Raw genomic sequence first — 17,606 nt, 5'->3', positions numbered from 1 at the left:
TTTATTTAACAGAATTAGCTATTTCCATCATCGCAGCGGCGTCAGAGGATAAGTTTCTGCTCTTAGCCTGCGTTGATAATTTTACGCCGCCAATCCCGACGACCAATTCATGTTCATCCTTTTTTCCCTTGTTGATTAATAGGAAGCCATTATGTCCATCCTTCGTAAATGTCTCCTTAACTTCGTATTTATCTTTCTGCTTAAGCGTCGCATCAAGGACAACCTTGCTTTCCGGACCTTCATGCTGATTGTAAAAAAGAATATATCGCTTCGAGCCGTTTTTTAAAATAATGTTATTTGGACTTTCCTCTTCTACTTCATAGCCGAAAGGCAAATAGTACTCTATATCTTCAAACTTATGATTTGTCTTTTCAGGTGATTGGTTAAATGCTTTCTCGGCAGCATTCTTTGCGGCGGTTTGCTCTTCTTCAAACGATGCTGAACAGGCACTTAGCAGTATAAATGAAATAAATAAGAGCAAGGCTGCGGTGAATCTTTTACTCATTCTATTGTCCCCTCCTTGCAAGGATTTCATATCCTTTCCTATCATACATTTCTTCTTAATAGTCTGACAAGCCTTCATATCAGTATTGCCAGCCTTTTCACTGCATTACTTACTAGAAGAAATGTTAAAATATAAGAATATTGCATAAAGGAGGAAAAAGAATGGAAATAACAGTCTATTTAGCAGGTGAAATACATTCGAATTGGCGCAGCGAGTTAAAGGAGAAGGCTAAATCACTCAAGCTCCCAGTTCATTTTACAGGTCCCATGGAAAATCATGATCGTTCTGACATGATTGGGGAGGAAATTCTCGGAAAGCAGCCTGATGCCATTTTCCGGGACGAAGCTGCTTCAAGTATAAATAATCTAAGAACACAGCTTCTAATGCAAAAATCAGATCTGGTGATTGCATTATTTGGTGAAAAGTACAAGCAGTGGAACACCGCCATGGACGCAAGCGCAGCTGCCGCTCTTGGAAAACCGCTAATCCTCATCCGTCCAAAGGAGCTTCACCATCCCCTCAAAGAGCTTTCAAGTAAGGCAAATGTTACAGTTGAAACTGTCAGCCAGGCATTGAAGGTTCTGTCATACATCTTCGAAACTGAATAGATAGACTAAAAAGCCTCCAGAAAAAATGGAGGCTTTTTTGGTCAAACTTTACTTATCATTGATGTGCCCGGTTCTGTGCCCATGCATTGTGATATTTAACATAGAGAAAATCATCACAAGGGGCAAGGTGTGCCCGCCTCTTCAGGTGATTACGACAAATTGATTCCAATCATAATTTTCACAATTCACCACAATAACTGAATAGCTTAGGAACTAAGCTAACTTCTTTTTCTATATTCATATTGTCCGATAAGAAGCTTCATTACATGTGAAAACATGTCAGCACGATCGATCTGCCCATTTGTAAAAATCCCCACAGCCCCTTCATTTTTGCGGATATTTTCCTTTTTAGTATAATCATCCATTACCGGTCCCAGTTCTTCGCCAGCTAAAAGCCGTTCTGCAACAGCTTCAGGAATCGGAATCCTGGCACCTCCTGCAATAATCGGAGGTCTCCCATTTTCCGCGAGAACTCCCCAATTACAGAGAAAAAGCCCATATGGAGTTTGCTGCACACCGCCCTCTAATCCAATGCCGATTTGTCCACCTGAGATGTCAAGTGACCCATATGCTCTGTTGATGGCCCCTTGAATCGTTTCTTCATCCGAAAACGGCTGATCGTTCACTCCTGATGGCACATCTTCGGACATAATGTCAGCTTCATAACCACTAAAGGCAGCTTGTACTGCCAAAATTTTTGCAGGGTTTTTTGAGCCAATAATGATTTTCATGAGTTCTCCTTTCATTTGACAGAAAAAGAGACAGCGCCTGCTGTCTCTTATGATTAACTGTTTTGACGAATCGTCTCTACTGTTGAACGGTCACAGGACTTTACAAGTTTAACAAGCAATTCTTTTGCCGCAGCATAATCGTCGACATGCACGATTGATGCATGTGTATGAATATAGCGGGAGCAAATGCCGATTACTGCACTTGGTACCCCTTCATTGGATACATGGACTTTTCCGGCATCGGTTCCGCCCTGTGAGACGAAATATTGATATGGGATGTTGTGCGATTCAGCTGTATCCAGAACAAATTCCCTCATGCCCCGGTGCGTTACCATTGAACGGTCCAGTATCCGAAGCAGAGCTCCTTTGCCTAAGTGTCCGAACTCGTTTTTATCCCCTGTCATATCGTTGGCAGGGCTTGCATCCAATGCAAAGAAAATATCAGGATTGATCATATTCGCTGCTGTCTGGGCACCTCTTAAGCCAACTTCTTCCTGAACAGTTGCTCCGGAATAGAGAATATTAGGAAGTGTTTCATTCCGGACTTCCTCTAAAAGTTCTACAGCCAATCCGCATCCGTAACGGTTATCCCATGCTTTCGCCAGAATTTTCTTTTCATTCGCCATAGGTGTAAATGGACAAATCGGCAGTATTTGCTGTCCGGGCTTAATGCCGATTCTTTTAGCATCTTCACGGTCATCAGCTCCAATGTCAATCAGCATATTCTTTATTTCCATCGGCTTTCTGCGCTTGGCTTCATCTAAAAGATGCGGAGGAATGGAACCGATTACTCCTGTCACAGGACCATGGTCAGTAATAATTTGCACTCTCTGTGCCAATAATACCTGACTCCACCATCCACCCAGTGTCTGAAAACGAATCATGCCATTATCTGTTATGCTGGTGACCATGAAACCTACTTCATCCATATGTCCTGCTACCATTACAGTAGGTCCGCTTTCATCGCCTCTTTTAACTCCAAAGATGCCTCCCAGCTTATCCTGAACAACTTCATCTGTATACTGGCTGATTTGTTCGCGCATGAACTTCCGGACAAAATGCTCGTTTCCAGGTGCCCCCGGCAACTCTGTCAATGTTTTAAAAAGCTGCAAAGTTTTTTCGTTCATATATTCTTCTCCTTTTTTCAATCAATGGATTGTATATGCAAATATGTATAATCTCATTTTACAGAACTTTCATACGTCTTTCCACCATTTCAGACAGGAAATTTCGATTGTCGAAATGCATTATTTATTTTAGTTCCAGCCTATTTTTGGTAAGATAGATTTGGAAAACTGAAAAAATAATATCGAACTGCCTATATCATCAGCCTGGGGAGGTGCAATTATGAATTGGAAGTCTTTTATTTTAGGTGTAGGGGTTGGTTTGGCCAGCGGATACGCAGCAAGGGAATTGCTTTCACAAAAAACTGCTGTTTCCCCGGAAAAAGCTTTAGCTAATGCAAAGAATGCCTTTAAACAGGAAGGTCCTATAAGCGGATCATGGATTCAAATGAAAGCTGAACCTTATGAAAAGGGCCATTTAAAATATCAAGTTTATAAGGGCGGCATTTCAAGATTTTCGGGTGAGGAAACAGAGCAATATGAGTTCATTGCAGATGCAGAGACAGGAACCATTTTAGACGTCTTTCCACTGCATTAAGAAAAGTGCTGGAACCAAAACACCCGCACTTAAAAGCTTCGGCTTTTAAGTGCGATATTTTTGCTGCCGCAGCCTTCCCTGACACAGGAGCCTCAAGTTCAGGACTTAAGGGGGCAGGCTGCTTGCTCTGGATAAGTAACGACATTTAAAGTGCATAAAAAAATCCCCGGATGGGGATTTTTCAGCTTTTTAGCCTTTCCACTTTCTCGGCAATATTTCCTGCCTCACCCCACTTGACAGCCCTGTAAAAAGCATCGTGGTAAAATGTGAACCATGCATTTTTTTTCTTTCCATAGTCCATCCACTTTTCCTTAGCGCTGATGGAATCCATCGGATAGTCATCATAGGCGAGGACCCATAAAACATTTGAGTGGGCATGTGTTGGCATAATATCAGCCATATGAATGATGGTCTCACCTTCATCTTCTATTACGAGGATAGAGTGTCCATCACTATGGCCGCCTGTATGCACCAACTTAACAGGGCCGAGTGTCCACTCTCCTTCAAAAACCTCCACCTGATCCTGAATAGCCTCCCAATTTTCTTTCCAATATGTATTTCTTGATCGGATATTGGGATTTCTCATTTCTTCCCATTCAACTTGTGATGCAATGATTTTCGCGTTAGGAAATACAGAAGAGAACTTCCCTTCTGCCGGTTTCGTCAGTCCGCATGCATGATCAAAATGCAGATGCGTCATGAGAATATAATCGATATCCTCAGGAGACAGCCCAAGCTTGGCTAAATCCTGCTCGACAAAAGATTCTTCAAGCGCACCAAAGTTCCTCTTCTGCTTTTCATTCAGTTTCCCGTTTCCAAGACCTGATTCGACTAAAATGTTTTTACCGCCAAATTGAATAAGGATGGGATCTGTTCTGAGTTCGATCTGGTTATTTTCATTGCAGGGATACCTTTTTGACCACAAAGGCTTCGGAACCACTCCAAACATGGCTCCCCCGTCAAGATATGTAACACCACCGCGAAGCCAGGACAGCTTGATATTCTTTAACTTCAATGTCTCCATTATTGTCTCCTCCTCTTGATTTTACCGAGCAAGCGCTCGCTTTCCCTTTATCACATCATACCATTTAAGCGCTTACTTATAGAAATATTTAAACTATTTATTGCTGAACAAAAAAAGCCTATCCATATGGATAGACTAAGATTATCTGTATTGCACTTCACAACGGAAAATACGGCTTCCCTTTAATGAGAACTTTTCTTCATATTCAGTCATGATGTTACCTTCATAATCACTATTGTGAAGGTCAAGGCTCACATATGTCAGCAGCATGCCATAATCGGAAAAACTCATAAGAGAAGATTCAAACAACCCCTGGTTATCAGTTTTAAAATGAATTTCTCCTTTATCCACAAGAACATCTTCATAGATCTCCAGGAAGCTTCTAGATGTCAGCCTGCGTTTTGCATGACGCTTCTTTGGCCATGGATCTGAAAAATTGAGGTAGACACGATTGACTTCGCCTTTTTCAAAGTAATCCCGAAGATCATTTGCGTTCACATTCAGGAGCTTTACATTTGGAAGCTCCTCCTCAATGATTCGATCCAGGGCGGAAACAATCACGCTTTCAGCCAGTTCGATTCCAATATAATTGATATCCGGATTTGCTTTTGCCATACCAGTTATAAAACGGCCTTTGCCTGTCCCAATTTCTATATGAAGTGGCTGATCTTTTTCAAATGCTTCTTTCCACTTTCCTTTATATTTTTCAGGTTCGGAAATTACATATTGAGGATATTCGGCTAATTTATCCTTCGCCCAAGGTTTATTTCGCTGTCGCATATTGACACTCCTAAAAAATTAATATCGTTCAAACAATATCATGCTCATCCCGGTGATGCAACTTTATTTTTAGGGACACAGCTTCATCCTTTGTTTGTAGTTTAACCCAATGACATTCAAACACTTAAATTACATGGCGCCCATGAATAAATAAAAAAGGAATCCACAACCTAAAAGTGAATTCCATTTGCTTTTATTTTCAGATTCAATAGAAAGGGTGTTTTTCATGCCGCTTGGACACCAGGATCAATTAAATTTATTAAAAGATATTTTAAGCAATCATCAGACAGATTGCTGTGGCTCGATTTCAGAATGTGAACAATTGGAACGCCTGGTAAAATCATTAATGATAAACGGAAACATTAATCAGAACGTAAAGACAGTATTAGAAGAAATTTATGAATACAGTCAGCACGGGATCAATTCTTCCCACTTGGATACTCACATTGAATCCCATCAGAATGATTTATCACAATGGGTACAGGAAATTGATCAATTTTCATAAATCCTAAAGAAGCTCATCCAGGTAGGAAAGCCACTTGTCCATTTCCTGGAACCTGAATTTATTTTTATGCCATTGGATTGATGTCAAAGTCTGTGCAATCACATACCATTTCATGCGGAGAAGCAACTCATCTGTCAATTGAATGCCATAACGTTCAAGCCAATTAGGCCATTCTTCTTTTGGAATATAACAGTACAGCAGCATCCCCAAATCGATGGCGGGATCTGCTATCACGGCTCCATCCCAATCAATTAGGTACAGCTGGTTGTTTTCCGCAAGCAGCCAGTTGTTATGATTCACATCGCAGTGACAAACCGTATTTTCTTCACAGCGGATATGCGAAACTTCTTTTTTCAGGAAATTGACAGACTGAATAACAGCAGCTTGTTCCTTCAAGTCACAATCCAGTTCTTCCTCAATTAAATGCAGAAGAGTTTCGGGCTGCAGCGGCGACTTCCCCATTCTTGTCAGCATACCAAGCAACGGCTTTGAAGAATGGATTTTCCTCAAAAGCTTTGCCACACTTTCCCGGTTCATGTCAGAAGCTTTCAGCTCCCGTCCATTAAGCCATTGCTGAGCAGTAATAACGTCCCCATTTTCCATTCTTTTTGTCCAGATAAGTTTCGGGACGATTCCTTCCGCAGATAGAACCGCCAGGAAAGGAGAAGAGTTTCTTTTCAGAAAAAGCCTCTGCTCATCGTTCTTTGCATAAAAAGCTTCCCCTGTCGCCCCTCCGGCGGGAACAATCTCCCAGTCATGTCCAAATAAATGTTCCAAAATTGTTCACCTGCAATTTATAAGCCATTGGTTGTAAAATAGCTAGAGTTGAAAAATAAGCCCTGTTTTCTGTAGCAAGACTTATTTTGCCATGGCCGGTAAAAAGGCCGTTGCTTTGTAACGATAAATTTTATTAATTGACTATAATGCGTGTTCGCAAATATTAGCTGTTTATCAGGTTAATCAAGTAAAGTGCATATACCGCACAAGGTAATCAGACAAATATTAAATCAGCCATAAATTGGGAACTTAAAATAAAAAAAGAGCTATTGATGTAAGTTCCTCACAATAGCCATCTTTATAAATTTTATTCTTACTGGCTTTTTTCGTCAAGTCTATCTATTTAGTTTTACGGAATATCACCGGGAAAAATGATGATTTTACCGGTCTTTACATCATTATTTTCTATTTAAGGGGAATGTTTGCAGAAAAAAAGAATGCCTGTATGCTTGTCAGGCTTCTTCTATTTTCTGCAAACCAGTACATATGAACTTATTGGCGGCACTGCCAAACGGTTGCTTATCTTGCGTATGGTGGATATGCCGGCGGTATGTTCATCCGCAATAAGGTCCCAATCCCCTTCCGGAAGCAAGATTTCCTCTTCCGTGCCTGAAGGATTAATAATAACAGCTGCATGGCTGCACCCGGCATTTTGCTCACTGCTGGTTAAGACATAACCAATCAGCGGCTTTTTAATATCGATGTACCTCATGGATTTCCGGATTAAATCTGCATCGTCAAGCCTGAAAAGAGGAATTGACCTTCTAATGCTGATCATCCCTTTAATATACTCCACATTGCTGAAATAACGTGATTTCCTCTCCCAGTCCAGCTGATTGATTGAGTCTGGAGCCCGGTAGCTGTTTCCGTTCCCATCTTTGGTCCGAAAAAATTCCTGCCCGCTATGCAAAAATGGAATTCCTTGTGAAAGGAGTACCATTACGGTTGCCAGGCGGTGCTTTTTTTGCTGTGTAACCGGATCTGCATTTTCCGAACAAACCAGGATTTTATCCCATAAAGTATGATTATCGTGGGATTCCACATAATTTACTGATTGCGATGGGGAAAGGAAGATGCCTTTCTCTTTCTTTTCGAGACCAATGCTGCCGGCCAATACCTGCTTTGCTGCATCATAGTAATGGTCATTCCCTAGCGCGTATCCTTTATCATATATATTAAACGTGCTGCCTTTGATGGAATCTCTGAACCAGTCATTGAATTGGCCGATTCCCGGCAGCTTTTCCTGATTGCGGATGCTTGCTTTCTGGTCTTCCGGTATAGGGGTATTTAAATCCCATCCTTCTCCAATGATAATGACAGAAGGGTCGATGGATTCCGCAATTCTGCGAACTTCATTCATTGTTTCGACATCAAGTATACCCATCAAATCAAACCTGAATCCATCAATTTGATATTCCTTCATCCAATATGAGATGGAATCAACAATAAATTTCCTGGCCATCAGGCGCTCAGAAGCAAAGTCATTACCAACTCCTGTGCCATTTGAGGGCATTCCATATTGATCATGCCGGAAGAAATAACCCGGGACAATTTTTTCAAAAGAAGATTGTTCACGGATATATACATGATTGTACACTACGTCCATTATGATTCTGAGTCCCTGGGAATGAACAGCCTGGATCATTGCTTTCAATTCTCTGATCCGTGAATAGGGATCATGGGGATCAGCAGAATAACTTCCTTCCGGGACATTAAAATGGAGAGGATTATAACCCCAGTTATATTCTTCTTTTGGACTTTTCTCGTTCACACCTTCAAAGTCATGGACAGGCAGAAACTCAATATGTGTTACACCAAGCCGCTTAACATATGACAGGCATGTCAGCTCCCCGTCACTGCCAACAGTGTTTGTCTCGCCTGCTCCCAGATAAAGGCCTTTTTGCTTTACCCCGCTCCCGGGATGAATGGTAAAATCCCTAATATGGGTTTCATATATGATAGCATCTGTCGGCTGATGAAGCGGCGGAAGCTCCGGCTTCTTAATTTTTGTATTTTCCAGATTGACGACAGCTCCATATTCTCCATTCATAGCCGAAGAGACTGCATATGGATCTACTGCTTCTTTCCACTCCAGGTTAATACAAGCCAGGAAAGAGTAAAGAAAACGATCGAGGTCACCGGTTACTTCACAGCTCCAGACTCCCCGCTCACCTCTTGCCATCGGAAAAAGCTCTGCTTCCTCCTCCAATGCTCTTTTTAACTTCAGCTTAACCTTTACGGCTGTAGGAGCCCAGAGCCTAAAGTGTGTCTTTTCTTTGGTGTATGATATACCAAGCGGTCCGTCAAAATAGAACTTCTCATCAAACTCACTTCTCCGGATTACCGCTCCGATTTGCAGATCTGTTTTTCCGCCATATTCATCCACTATCCAATATTGTTTTCCGAATTCCACATCATGGCTTATTCTGCATATATATTTAACAGCGCCCTCAATAGGGGTGCTTTTCAATATTTCTACAGGAAACTCTTCCTCATTTTCTAAAAGGAGAGAGAAACCGGAAGAACGTCCCTGATGATAGCTGAAAGGAAGTATGATCGTTATGATGTGCATTTCGTCAAGGTATGCATTAAAAGTCCGTTCAATTGTTATCATTCCGAACTCAGCTCCTTTACATAATCGAACGGTAATTTAAGAGCAGCTCTCTCCTAAAAAAATCATCACATTTCTTTAACACATCCTCTAATTACTGGAATGGCTTCCGGGCAAACAGATGCTGAAATCGGTGTGCTGCCCAGAGCCTCGCCATCTGCGTGGGCAGGGATGGAGTGAGAAGAGTGAATGCAGATATCTTTCCCCTGCATAACTGCAACTTCTTTAAACCCTAAATGCCTCCCCTTGAAGACAGAGGCAAATACAAACAAAAGTTTGATTCTGGATATATTGTGAACTACCGTAACATTTAGAATTCCATCATAAGGGTTTGCATCCGGAGAAATCTTCATACCGCCTCCATAGAAGGGCTGATTAGAAATAGTGACAAACCAGGCTGCCCTAATTTCATGTTTTTTTCCGTCTATGAAGATTTCAAGATCAGCGCATTTATAGAAAAATAGCTCTTTAACAAGAAAGAGAGCATATACAAATTTGCCCAGAGAAAACTGATTCAAGATACCCTTTATCTTTGAACTGTTTACTTTCCGGGAAATCAGCGCATCAAACCCTGCACCCATATTATTAATAAAATATGTTTTTTTCCCATCTATGTGTCTAATCATTCCGATATCAGCCTTCACGGAATGGCTTATTCCCTTAAGTATTGCGGCTAAAGATTCCTTTGGGTCTTTCGGTATATTAAACCCCCTCGAGAAATCATTCCCGGACCCTCCTGGAATAAACCCTACACTCACATTTTGATGCCCTAAAGCTCCATTTATCACCTCATGAACCGTTCCATCTCCGCCCACCGCAACAAGATACATTTTTTGCCTGCCTGCCTGTTCGGCATAAATCTTTGCCAATTCCCTGGCATGGCCGCGAGATTCTGTTCTGTATGCAGAGTAATAGATATTTTCCTCTTTCAGCATCTGCTCAACTTTTCCCCAGACTTTCAGGCAATAACCATTTTTAGCCTGCGGGTTAATAATGAAGATAAGCGCTTTATCCCCGGGGAACTTTTCATGACTCATCCCGATTCTCCCACTCAAGTCTTTTAACTGATGAAGTCTGGCAATATTGCAGCAGTGCCTGTGCTCCTTTTATTTGAGCATGTTTGAGGGGGGAACGCTGACTTCTTATTGCCTGAAACCATTGATTATAGGTCCTTTTTTCTATCAGCTGCACATCTATCGGTGCAGCCGGATAATCAATATAGCCATTCCGGGTGAGTACAGCTTTTTTAACAGGCAATTCAATAGATTGAATTTCAAATATTTTACGGATGATTTTTTCTGTTCTATTTAATGCAAGCAGCGGATTCAGGACTTTTTTTTCTTCCCCTTTTCCCCTTTTTATCCAGAACCTATCCTTTGAACCTGTGAATACTGCCGAATCTTCCTGCTCTAAAAAACTGATGCACCATACCTCTGTCGGGCTTATGACAATGGTTTCTGTTTCAACCGGAGCCTTTTTCAATAAAAAGATCGGATTATACATGACAAGATACGTATCCGGATATCTTTGCAAAAAATACTTTAGGTTTTCATCATAATAGTATTGCTTATCGGGAAATGATTTTTCTGTTAGTGTGGAGGATGCCCATTTCAGCTGGAACCGATAAAGCTGGTCCAGGAACTGGTGTTTCAGATTCTCAATTGTTTCGGGACGTACAGCAAAGGAGGCTTCAAATTCAAGTGCATCTTCTGCCTTCTTTCCTTCAATTCCAGAAGCATCATATTCCTCATCATCTTCATTCCTGCCCCGTTTTAATAATCCCTTTAGCTTTTCCATCAGCGGCTCTTTTTCTTCATCCGCCCAGTCCGCTGTGCCGGATGGATAATGCTGTGCGAATTGAGGCTGGTAGGATTCATTTGCTTCCCATGCTTTATGCCATTTATCCCACTGCTGTTTTTTCAGCCTGACAAAACGGGAAGGATATACATAAATATCCTGCTGGTAACGTGATACATAATCCTGCAATTTTATTAACTGTCCCATTCTCCTAGCCCTGCTTTCATAAATAACTTTCTATCTCTTATGGCCTTATAACTTTGCCCGTAATAACGTTTTATGAATCTCTTAAAAAGATTCCCCTAGCCAATTTTCATTCACTGCATGCTTTATTTTATTCCGGCAGAAGCGGAAAGATGGCAATGCTTTCATATTTCGGCGATTTATCCAGATGGGTCTGGTAAAGGACAACTTCTGAAGCCTCAAACTCGAGGTGCCCGCTTTTAAAAGGATTGGCAGCATCGAGAAGACTTTGCTGAAATGGACCTGTGCCTGCCCATTTTCTTGCCATGGTGATATGAGGCTTAAACGGTCTTGTCTCCAGCTCAAAGCCCGCTTTCTGACATGCAGAATATACCTTCGACCTTAATTCTTGAAGGTGTTTGTCCTGCTGTGTTCCACACCAGAAAATTCTTGGCGCGTCTTGTTTTCCAAATACGCCAAGTTTGCTGATATACAGCGGAAAACTTTTCTCGTTTCTGATGGAATCCGCGATAAGCCCGGCTGCTTTCTGCAGTTTTTCTTCGGGGGCAGATCCAAGGAATGCTAAAGTAATATGATAATCCTCATGATGGACCCAGCGGCTAAAAGGCAGTTGGAGACTTATATTTTCCATATATTCCTTCAGATTTTCCTTTGTTTCATCCGGCAATTTCAACGCAAAGAAAAAATGAGCATTCATTTGTTTGGACACTTGATTCTCCTCCATATTTCCATTTATTTTAACAAACATCTGTTAAAATTGGCAGATAATTTCTGTCTCTCCTATAATTATCGGATTCCTATAATTCCTTTTGATTTGATTGGAATAGTCTGTTTTAGTATGATGGATATATTACGGATAGATATAGATTTCCTTTATCAGGATGAAATTAAACAGATGGACATAAAATAACAAAAGTTCTTTATATTAAACTTCCTAGTTAAATATAAACTCATATTCGAAAGGGAGAGTCAGATGAAAGTTGTCAACAACCTAGCGGACTTAATTGGAGATACTCCGCTTGTGAAATTAAATAAATTGGCACCTGAAAACGGCGCAAGTATTTATGCAAAGCTTGAATTCTACAATCCAAGCCGCAGTGTTAAAGACCGCGCTGCATATAATATGATTGTCGAAGCGGAGAAAGCAGGAAAATTAAAACCAGGTGCAACCATTATTGAACCAACAAGCGGGAACACCGGCATCGGACTGGCAATGAATGCAGCAGCCCGCGGCTATAAGGCCATTCTGGTAATGCCTGATACTATGACGGCTGAGCGGATCAACCTATTGAAGGCATATGGAGCAGAAGTTGTCCTGACTCCTGGAGATGATAAAATGCCCGGTGCTATTAATAAAGCAAATGAACTGGCTGAGGAAATTCCAAACAGCTTTGTGCCGATGCAATTTGAAAATAGCGCAAACCCAGATGCCCACCGCCATTCAACTGCTATCGAAATTATTGAGGCTATGAAGGAAATCGGCAAACCGCTGTCTGCCTTTGTGGCTACGGCAGGTACGGGAGGAACGATTACCGGTACAGGTGAAGTTTTAAAAGAGAATTATCCAGAGTTGGAAGTGCATGTAGTGGAGCCAAAAGGCTCGCCTGTCCTATCCGGCGGAAAGCCTGGCAGGCACAAGCTGGTCGGCACAAGTCCAGGATTTGTGCCGGAAATTCTCAATACAGATGTTTATGATGAAATCCATCAAATCAAAGATGAAGATGCATATGATATTACACGCAGAATGGCAAGTGAAGAAGGAATATTAGTCGGCCCATCCTCAGGAGGTGCCTGCTATGCCGCCATCCAGGTTGCAAAAAGGCTCAAACCGGATGATGTTGTCGTATTCATCGTTTGCGACACAGGAGAAAGATATCTTTCGAGCGATCTGTTTCAGTTTGAATAAGTAAAGTAAAAGACCCCTTGGATTGCTATCCAGGGGTCTTCGTTTTAAACTATTTTATTTTAACTGCCAAGCTTCCGCATTGATTTTCAATTGCCTCTTCAAAAAGATCCTGTAATTTAGTTGTGATGTGACCCGGACTTCCATTTCCAATCATCTTTCCTTCAATCTCTATAATCGGAGTGATTTCAGCTGACGTACTGGACATAAAGACTTCATCGGCTGCCAGCAATTCTTCCTTTGTAAAAGCCATTTCTTTAAGCGGGATTCCATTCACCCCGCAGATCTCATTGATCTTGCGGCGGGTAATGCCATTCAGGATCAGATTTGTTGCGGGATGCGTATAAAGTGTTCCATCCTTTACAATGGCTATATTGGAAGAGCTTCCCTCTGTCACTGTATTCCCGCGGTGCTGAATCGCTTCAAAGCAGCCCGATTGTGCGGCTTTTTGCTTCGCCATGATGTTGCCCAGCAAATTCAGGCTCTTTATATCACATCGCAGCCAGCGGATATCTTCAATCAGAATGGCTTTAACGCCTTTTCTCATTGATTCAACAGGCCTATTGGTCTCACGGGTATAGGCGGTAAGCACCGGTGCAACATCTGCACCAGGATACGCATGGTTTCTTGGAGATGTCCCTCTGGAAAATTGCATATATACAATTCCCAGTTCGAGGTTATTCTTCTCTATCATCTCAATAAGCATTTGTTTAAGCTGGTCCTTGGAATAAGGAATATTCAGCTCTATTTTCTTTCCGCTCTCAAGCAGCCTTTCAAGATGGTCATCCGCTGTAAACATTTTTCCGTTATAGATGCGGATTACTTCATAGACGCCGTCCCCAAACTGATATCCACGATCCTCAATGTCGACTTTCGCTTCTGAGCGTGCGATCAAGTCACCATTCAAAATGACATATTCCATTTCCCGACACTCCCTGTTTATGAATTATTAGTCTATCTGATAGCTGTATGTAAAATCTTTCAGCCATCATATCAGGTTTCAATGTTATTTCGCAAGTTCATAAATCGCCTGTGCATAAATGGCTGCAGCTTTCATTAAATCCTCAATAAACATATATTCATCTTTTTGATGGGCGACGTCTTCCCTGCCTGGGAAGAGCGGGCCAAATGCCACTCCAGACTTCAGGGAACGCGCATATGTGCCCCCGCCAATTGATAGTAGCTCAGCCTTTTCGCCGGTCTGCTGCTCATACACTTTTTTCAGGGTCTGTATAAGAAAATCATCTTCTTCCACATGATGCGGCCTGCTATCAGAGAAATTCTCTAATTTGAAATGTTCTTTTTCGATCAATGACAGAAGTTTTTCTTTCGTATCATCCATGTTATTTGTGACAGGATAACGTACATTAAATCCTAAACGGCCGCCATTTTCTGTCGTATAAGAAAGTTTGCCTACATTGATGGTTAAGTCACCGGTAATGTCATCCGTGCAGGCGATGCCAAGCTTTCTACCTCTGGAATCATCGCATAAATAGTGTGATACAAACTGAAAATATTGGCATGCCTTCTCATCCAGCTGAAGAGAAGCCAGGAATGACGCCATCAGTATGCCGGCATTTTTTCCATTATCCGGTTCCATTCCATGAGCCGAAACACCATGAAGTTCCAGGATCAGTTCGCCATTATCTATGTAATACTTACCTTCTAGCTCTGTACTTTTTAAGAAATTTATATATCTTTGCACCACTTCAGTATGTTCAAGGTGAACCACAAGAATGGCCTTTGCAAAATCAGGAACCATGTTGTATCTTCTTCCTGCCTCAAAATGCACAACCTCAGCCAATACTTCTCTATCTGATTCTTCGGTATAGCCGGTTTGGACAAGATCAAAATCAGAGATGCCTTTTTCAGCATAGATAATTGGGAAATCTGCATCCGGAGCAAAACCCATTGAAGGCATTTCTTCGTGTTTGAAATAATGCTCCACACAGCGCCAGTCACTTTCTTCATCTGTCCCGATAATCATTCGGACCCGTTTGCTTAATGGCAGCTCTAATTCCTTTACAATCTTCATGGCATAATAAGCAGCCATTGTAGGGCCTTTGTCGTCAATCGCCCCTCTGGCATAGATCTTTCCATCGCGAATTTCTGCACCAAATGGATCGCTGGTCCATCCATCCCCTTCCGGAACCACATCAACGTGACAGAGTACTCCAACAATTTCCTCACCTTCGCCAAATTCCAGATGACCAGCCAGGCTGCCGACATTTTTTGCTTTAAATCCATCCTTTTCACCGAGTGCAAGCATGAAATCGAGCGCTTCTTTTACACCTTCGCCAAGAGGAGCATCTTCTGTTGCATTCTCTTCATCCAGCAGGCTTTTAATTCTCAAAAGTTTTTGAGTATCCTTAATTAAATCATCTTTTCTCTTATTAACCTCTTTTTGCCAATCCAATACGTTCATGCAGTTGCCTCCTTATCTTGAACATTTATGATTTCCCCATTATAACCCATTTTGTCCGCCGTTTGCTTAGGGGACTGTTTTAAAATACATACATATATTATGCACCAAGAAAGCTGAACCTTGCCAAGATGAGCATTGAGGCGCTTAAAAACATTCCTAAAAGTAAAAGGGCGAGGAGGAAAAGGGCTAAGACTGTTCTATTTCGCGCAGTAAAGTAAAAATCCTTTTCACTGTATTTTTTCGTTAAGGGATGGGACATAATGGCCTTATCCCAGGTAACGGAGAGCCAGGAATACATCAGGAAAAGAAAGACACCTGATACAATCATTTTTATCCATAAAGGCGGTATAAGAAGAATGCCGGCAGCACTTACGGATATGATTTGAAAATAACTGAGAATATACGAGGGATTTCGCAGAAATATCTTTAAGAATAATTCCGCCAGTCCCGTTATAGGTGTTCTCTTAATAAAGATCCGTCTGGAGTTTCTGAATAATAGGGGTTTTGTCCGCATTGACACAACTGGCTTTTCCATTTCAGGAGCCATCATAAAAATCCATTTTATATACTTTGTTTTTTCTTCTTGTTCAAGCATAACCTCAAATTCTAAGGCCGGGATTTTTTTCAGAAGCGGGGAAGCTTTTAGAAATGTGCCGGAAAGCAGCACTGCTGATGCGATGATTACCGGAAAGTCTGCACCGATAGACCAAAGCGAATATACGAGCTGGCTGAACCAGCTCAACAGTACAAACAGCACAAAACTGATCACATACCTTTTTAACTTCCCATTAATCTTTTTCAAAAAATAAGAAGCTATCATAATAGACCCTTTCAGAGAGATGAAAAAGAGCAGCAGGGTAACAATTTGGCTCCATTCCAAAAAGTATCTATTTTTTAAAAAAGGAAGAAAAATAGCAATCATTATTGCTGTGCCCATTGCTTGAAAAAATAGTGAGTAAACAAAACCCCACTTCCTCATTCCCATAAAGAGGGGCTTACTTTTTACCAGAAATACCTTATCAGCCTCTAATACAAATGGACGGAAATTCCCCATCCATGAAGAAATATAGAATAGATAGTAAAGAAGGAGCAATGGCAGGCCTGCGATCCATTCCGGAGTTTCCAGCCACCAGGAGCGATAGATCATTCCAAATATGACAGTCCCCGGAACGATGAGATAGACCATGATAGTCCAATCTGCAATAGAACGGAATATTCCAGCCTGATACTTCCAGCTTTGAATTAACCTTCCTGCAAAGAGCGATCTACTATTCATGGCTTGCCCCCTCTGCGATGCTGTGAAAGCAATCATACAGCGAACCATCCAAAAGGCCGCATTGCTCCCTGATCTCAGCTAATGTACCTGCAGCCTTCAACTGCCCTTCATGCACAATTAAAAAGCGGCTGCATACTTTCTCTGCCGTATCCAGAACATGAGTGGACATGAGAATCCCTGCGCCTCTCTGCCTTTCCCGGTCAATAGATTCCAGGAACAGTTTCATTGCATTAGGGTCTAGCCCAATAAATGGCTCATCAATGATATAGATATCCGGATTGGCAATCATCGCAAGAATCAGCATAGCCTTTTGCTGCATTCCTTTTGAATAGGTCCCAGGAAACTTGTGGGCGTGATCAGACAGATGATACTCCTTTAACAGCTCCTCTGCTTTTTTCTTATAAAGTGATTGCGGCAGCCCCTCCACTGCTGCAGTAAAATCCAGGTGTTCCCACAATGTCAGTTCATCATAAAAAACAGGTCGTTCCGGAATATAGGAATATTTAACTCCCTGTTTAAACTCCACTGCTCCCTTTTTATGTTCCAGCAATCCAAGAATGGTTTTAATTGTTGTGCTTTTTCCTGCACCGTTTGGTCCGATAAGACCGATTAGTTCCCCTTCCTGTAAATCAAATCGAATATTATGTATGATCGGTTTTTCATTTTCATAGCCTGCCGATGCAATTTCAACGTTTAATAAGTTCATTACCTCTCCTCCTGCCTATACATACGGATATTATCGGAAAAAGTTTGCTCTTATTCCGATATTCTAAAAGATATTAATAAAACTGCCCCTAA

Annotated in this window: 18 protein-coding genes; 4 read left to right on the top strand and 14 right to left on the bottom strand. The window is 41.6% G+C overall.

Annotation, left to right across the window (positions count from 1 at the left end; translation table 11 throughout):
* Position 1 precedes the first annotated feature (1 nt).
* The gene (locus NSQ49_RS17060; protein WP_159870874.1) at positions 2-505 is read right to left on the bottom strand and encodes a hypothetical protein; all 504 of its coding nucleotides are present in this window, start codon (positions 503-505) and stop codon (positions 2-4) included.
* Between the two features lie 161 nt (positions 506-666).
* Between NSQ49_RS17060 and NSQ49_RS17055 the strand changes: the two genes are divergently transcribed.
* On the top strand, positions 667-1,113 hold the full coding sequence (locus NSQ49_RS17055; RefSeq protein WP_159870871.1) for a YtoQ family protein: 447 nt from the start codon (positions 667-669) through the stop codon (positions 1,111-1,113).
* A 218-nt stretch (positions 1,114-1,331) separates the two neighbouring features.
* Here NSQ49_RS17055 and NSQ49_RS17050 read toward each other — a convergent pair whose 3' ends face one another.
* Together NSQ49_RS17050 and NSQ49_RS17045 are read right to left on the bottom strand one after the other, a co-directional pair.
* Positions 1,332-1,844, bottom strand: coding sequence for a DUF84 family protein (locus NSQ49_RS17050; RefSeq protein WP_251283952.1), 513 nt, complete (start codon positions 1,842-1,844; stop codon positions 1,332-1,334).
* A 53-nt stretch (positions 1,845-1,897) separates the two neighbouring features.
* Positions 1,898-2,971, bottom strand: a complete 1,074-nt coding sequence (locus NSQ49_RS17045; protein ID WP_251283908.1) for a M42 family metallopeptidase — start codon at positions 2,969-2,971, stop codon at positions 1,898-1,900.
* A 220-nt stretch (positions 2,972-3,191) separates the two neighbouring features.
* Here NSQ49_RS17045 and NSQ49_RS17040 point away from each other — a divergent pair, with 220 nt between their 5' ends.
* On the top strand, positions 3,192-3,506 hold the full coding sequence (locus NSQ49_RS17040) for a PepSY domain-containing protein (RefSeq protein ID WP_159870862.1): 315 nt from the start codon (positions 3,192-3,194) through the stop codon (positions 3,504-3,506).
* Positions 3,507-3,687: 181 nt separating this feature from the next.
* Here the strand turns inward: NSQ49_RS17040 and NSQ49_RS17035 are convergent, their stop codons facing one another.
* Together NSQ49_RS17035 and trmB are read right to left on the bottom strand one after the other, a co-directional pair.
* Complete coding sequence (locus NSQ49_RS17035) at positions 3,688-4,530, bottom strand: YtnP family quorum-quenching lactonase (RefSeq protein WP_251283907.1); 843 nt, start codon at positions 4,528-4,530, stop codon at positions 3,688-3,690.
* 141 nt (positions 4,531-4,671) lie between these two features.
* Positions 4,672-5,310: a tRNA (guanosine(46)-N7)-methyltransferase TrmB gene (gene trmB, locus NSQ49_RS17030; RefSeq protein ID WP_159871671.1), complete on the bottom strand. Its 639-nt coding sequence runs from the start codon at positions 5,308-5,310 to the stop codon at positions 4,672-4,674.
* Positions 5,311-5,536: 226 nt separating this feature from the next.
* Between trmB and NSQ49_RS17025 the strand changes: the two genes are divergently transcribed.
* Positions 5,537-5,815 (top strand): YtzH-like family protein, encoded by a 279-nt coding sequence (locus tag NSQ49_RS17025; RefSeq protein ID WP_159871674.1) that lies wholly within the window; start codon positions 5,537-5,539, stop codon positions 5,813-5,815.
* Positions 5,816-5,818: 3 nt separating this feature from the next.
* Here the strand turns inward: NSQ49_RS17025 and NSQ49_RS17020 are convergent, their stop codons facing one another.
* The 5 genes from NSQ49_RS17020 to thpR all read right to left on the bottom strand — a co-directional run bounded on the left by NSQ49_RS17020 (position 5,819) and on the right by thpR (position 11,913).
* Positions 5,819-6,592: a phosphotransferase family protein gene (locus NSQ49_RS17020; protein WP_251283906.1), complete on the bottom strand. Its 774-nt coding sequence runs from the start codon at positions 6,590-6,592 to the stop codon at positions 5,819-5,821.
* A gap of 463 nt (positions 6,593-7,055) precedes the next feature.
* Positions 7,056-9,206, bottom strand: a complete 2,151-nt coding sequence (gene pulA / locus NSQ49_RS17015; RefSeq protein WP_159871680.1) for a type I pullulanase — start codon at positions 9,204-9,206, stop codon at positions 7,056-7,058.
* A gap of 65 nt (positions 9,207-9,271) precedes the next feature.
* Positions 9,272-10,240, bottom strand: a complete 969-nt coding sequence (locus tag NSQ49_RS17010; protein WP_251283905.1) for a diacylglycerol/lipid kinase family protein — start codon at positions 10,238-10,240, stop codon at positions 9,272-9,274.
* Entirely contained in the window at positions 10,230-11,207 is a 978-nt protein-coding gene (locus NSQ49_RS17005) for a nuclease-related domain-containing protein (RefSeq protein WP_251283904.1), read from the bottom strand. Before NSQ49_RS17005 ends, NSQ49_RS17010 begins: the two co-directional genes overlap by 11 nt.
* Before the next feature lie 127 nt (positions 11,208-11,334).
* A complete protein-coding gene (gene thpR / locus NSQ49_RS17000; protein WP_159871689.1) occupies positions 11,335-11,913 on the bottom strand; it encodes an RNA 2',3'-cyclic phosphodiesterase in 579 nt (192 codons plus the stop codon).
* Positions 11,914-12,177: 264 nt separating this feature from the next.
* Here thpR and cysK point away from each other — a divergent pair, with 264 nt between their 5' ends.
* On the top strand, positions 12,178-13,110 hold the full coding sequence (gene cysK / locus NSQ49_RS16995) for a cysteine synthase A (RefSeq protein WP_159871692.1): 933 nt from the start codon (positions 12,178-12,180) through the stop codon (positions 13,108-13,110).
* A 49-nt stretch (positions 13,111-13,159) separates the two neighbouring features.
* Here cysK and dat read toward each other — a convergent pair whose 3' ends face one another.
* From dat to NSQ49_RS16975, 4 genes are all read right to left on the bottom strand, one after another.
* Positions 13,160-14,029, bottom strand: coding sequence for a D-amino-acid transaminase (gene dat, locus NSQ49_RS16990; protein WP_251283903.1), 870 nt, complete (start codon positions 14,027-14,029; stop codon positions 13,160-13,162).
* An 84-nt stretch (positions 14,030-14,113) separates the two neighbouring features.
* A complete protein-coding gene (gene pepV / locus NSQ49_RS16985) occupies positions 14,114-15,532 on the bottom strand; it encodes a dipeptidase PepV (protein WP_251283902.1) in 1,419 nt (472 codons plus the stop codon).
* A gap of 97 nt (positions 15,533-15,629) precedes the next feature.
* The gene (locus tag NSQ49_RS16980; protein ID WP_251283901.1) at positions 15,630-16,808 is read right to left on the bottom strand and encodes an ABC transporter permease; all 1,179 of its coding nucleotides are present in this window, start codon (positions 16,806-16,808) and stop codon (positions 15,630-15,632) included.
* The gene (locus tag NSQ49_RS16975; RefSeq protein ID WP_159871704.1) at positions 16,801-17,514 is read right to left on the bottom strand and encodes an ABC transporter ATP-binding protein; all 714 of its coding nucleotides are present in this window, start codon (positions 17,512-17,514) and stop codon (positions 16,801-16,803) included. The genes NSQ49_RS16980 and NSQ49_RS16975 overlap by 8 nt, the downstream gene beginning before the upstream one ends.
* Between the last annotated feature and the right edge of the window lie 92 nt (positions 17,515-17,606).

Source organism: Cytobacillus sp. FSL R5-0377 (assembly GCF_038004385.1).
Classification (GTDB): domain Bacteria; phylum Bacillota; class Bacilli; order Bacillales; family Cytobacillaceae; genus Cytobacillus.
This window is presented reverse-complemented; position numbering and strand designations above follow the sequence as displayed.

What these genes read in the sequence shown, in the direction of transcription:
- cysK (WP_159871692.1), top strand. Translation starts at nt 12,178, where the DNA reads ATGAAAGTTGTCAACAACCTAGCGGACTTAATTGGAGATACTCCGCTT.
- NSQ49_RS17040 (WP_159870862.1), top strand. Translation starts at nt 3,192, where the DNA reads ATGAATTGGAAGTCTTTTATTTTAGGTGTAGGGGTTGGTTTGGCCAGC.
- dat (WP_251283903.1), bottom strand. Translation starts at nt 14,029, where the DNA reads ATGGAATATGTCATTTTGAATGGTGACTTGATCGCACGCTCAGAAGCG.
- NSQ49_RS17035 (WP_251283907.1), bottom strand. Translation starts at nt 4,530, where the DNA reads ATGGAGACATTGAAGTTAAAGAATATCAAGCTGTCCTGGCTTCGCGGT.
- pulA (WP_159871680.1), bottom strand. Translation starts at nt 9,206, where the DNA reads ATGATAACAATTGAACGGACTTTTAATGCATACCTTGACGAAATGCAC.
- trmB (WP_159871671.1), bottom strand. Translation starts at nt 5,310, where the DNA reads ATGCGACAGCGAAATAAACCTTGGGCGAAGGATAAATTAGCCGAATAT.
- NSQ49_RS16975 (WP_159871704.1), bottom strand. Translation starts at nt 17,514, where the DNA reads ATGAACTTATTAAACGTTGAAATTGCATCGGCAGGCTATGAAAATGAA.
- NSQ49_RS17055 (WP_159870871.1), top strand. Translation starts at nt 667, where the DNA reads ATGGAAATAACAGTCTATTTAGCAGGTGAAATACATTCGAATTGGCGC.
- NSQ49_RS17025 (WP_159871674.1), top strand. Translation starts at nt 5,537, where the DNA reads ATGCCGCTTGGACACCAGGATCAATTAAATTTATTAAAAGATATTTTA.
- NSQ49_RS17060 (WP_159870874.1), bottom strand. Translation starts at nt 505, where the DNA reads ATGAGTAAAAGATTCACCGCAGCCTTGCTCTTATTTATTTCATTTATA.
- NSQ49_RS17005 (WP_251283904.1), bottom strand. Translation starts at nt 11,207, where the DNA reads ATGGGACAGTTAATAAAATTGCAGGATTATGTATCACGTTACCAGCAG.
- NSQ49_RS17045 (WP_251283908.1), bottom strand. Translation starts at nt 2,971, where the DNA reads ATGAACGAAAAAACTTTGCAGCTTTTTAAAACATTGACAGAGTTGCCG.
- NSQ49_RS16980 (WP_251283901.1), bottom strand. Translation starts at nt 16,808, where the DNA reads ATGAATAGTAGATCGCTCTTTGCAGGAAGGTTAATTCAAAGCTGGAAG.
- NSQ49_RS17050 (WP_251283952.1), bottom strand. Translation starts at nt 1,844, where the DNA reads ATGAAAATCATTATTGGCTCAAAAAACCCTGCAAAAATTTTGGCAGTA.
- NSQ49_RS17010 (WP_251283905.1), bottom strand. Translation starts at nt 10,240, where the DNA reads ATGAGTCATGAAAAGTTCCCCGGGGATAAAGCGCTTATCTTCATTATT.
- pepV (WP_251283902.1), bottom strand. Translation starts at nt 15,532, where the DNA reads ATGAACGTATTGGATTGGCAAAAAGAGGTTAATAAGAGAAAAGATGAT.